Raw genomic sequence first — 1,221 nt, 5'->3', positions numbered from 1 at the left:
ATTGTTATTACTCAGCAATTGCAGCACCAACACCAAGTCGAATAAATCTGAAACTTCCGGATCGAATTTAAAGGTCATAAAAGATGTCGATATATATCATATGCTGATAATCGAAGATATCGACCCTGGTAGGGTATTTTTTCACGTATCGTTATCAGAAACTTTACCGCTCGATGCTGACAAAGAAATACTGCCAGCCAATCTAACTCAAAAAAAATATACATTAACCGACAAAGAACGTAAATTGTTTATGAAAATGGCAGGGATTGGAGAAGATGCGTATTTCTGGATTTATGATTACACAGACAATCAACTATACTCCTATCCAATTTCATCTTTGGAAGCAACGGCGATATTAGATGTTTATAGTTCCCCTCCTTATAATACGAGAGATTATCGAATTGGATTCGAATTACCGCAAGATTTATTGCCAAGGATTGATTCAAGCTATGATTTATTGGTTTCTATAACAAAAGATAATCCTTTTGCACAAAAACAACTTACACCACTTGATTGGCGGTCAATTCCAAATGCAAATTATCCGGATACAGGACCAGATAAATTATCAAATAGAAATTATGGAAATGTCCCAAAGTATCTAAAAAGTTACATGGCCAATGCGAATAATATGACTTTTTATGTTCAGGATTATGTAGATGAACAACATCCACAACTACTGGATATTTATAAAATTTTTGAAAGAGAACTTCTAGTTGTAGATAAAGAAGGTAAAACTCTTTTTAAAAGGCGCATGTATCAATCGGAAGGTACCTCATTAGTTGGGTTAAACAATTACCATGATTATGAAAATCAAAAATTCCAATGGGCAGGACAATTATTCAAAGATTTACCCCCAGTGGTATTTGGTTTTGAATGGTTTTCATTTAGCTGTGAAGGTCTCGATTTTATTGTGCCTTACAGGGACGGAATAGCATTGAAATGTGATAATCGCCATTAAATGGTACTTTCAAGATATTATTCAGTCAAGATTTGACCAAAGTACATTGGTATTTGAAAGAATTACAATAACAATAAATGTAATAGGAAGGCACACAAAGTGTGCTAAAACAGTGAACCAGACAACCAGTAGCCTGACGTTGTCTTATAAAAAGTGCATAGGAAATAAAATGAAAAAACAGTTATATTTATTACTGATGAGTTTTATCGCATTGTTATTACTCAGCAATTGCAGCACCAACACCAAGTCGAATAAATCTGAAA

General features: G+C 33.7%; 1 protein-coding gene. It reads left to right on the top strand.

Going from position 1 to position 1,221, the window contains the following annotated elements:
• A partial coding sequence (locus tag J3U42_RS12240; RefSeq protein ID WP_267336609.1) for a hypothetical protein occupies positions 1–958 on the top strand: 958 nt, incomplete at its 5' end.
• Positions 959–1,221: the final 263 nt, after the last annotated feature.

The organism is Gilliamella sp. B2923 (genome assembly GCF_026536565.1).
Taxonomy (GTDB): Bacteria; Pseudomonadota; Gammaproteobacteria; order Enterobacterales; family Orbaceae; genus Gilliamella.
Note: the sequence above shows the minus strand (reverse complement) of the source record. Positions and strands in the feature narration are given on the sequence as shown.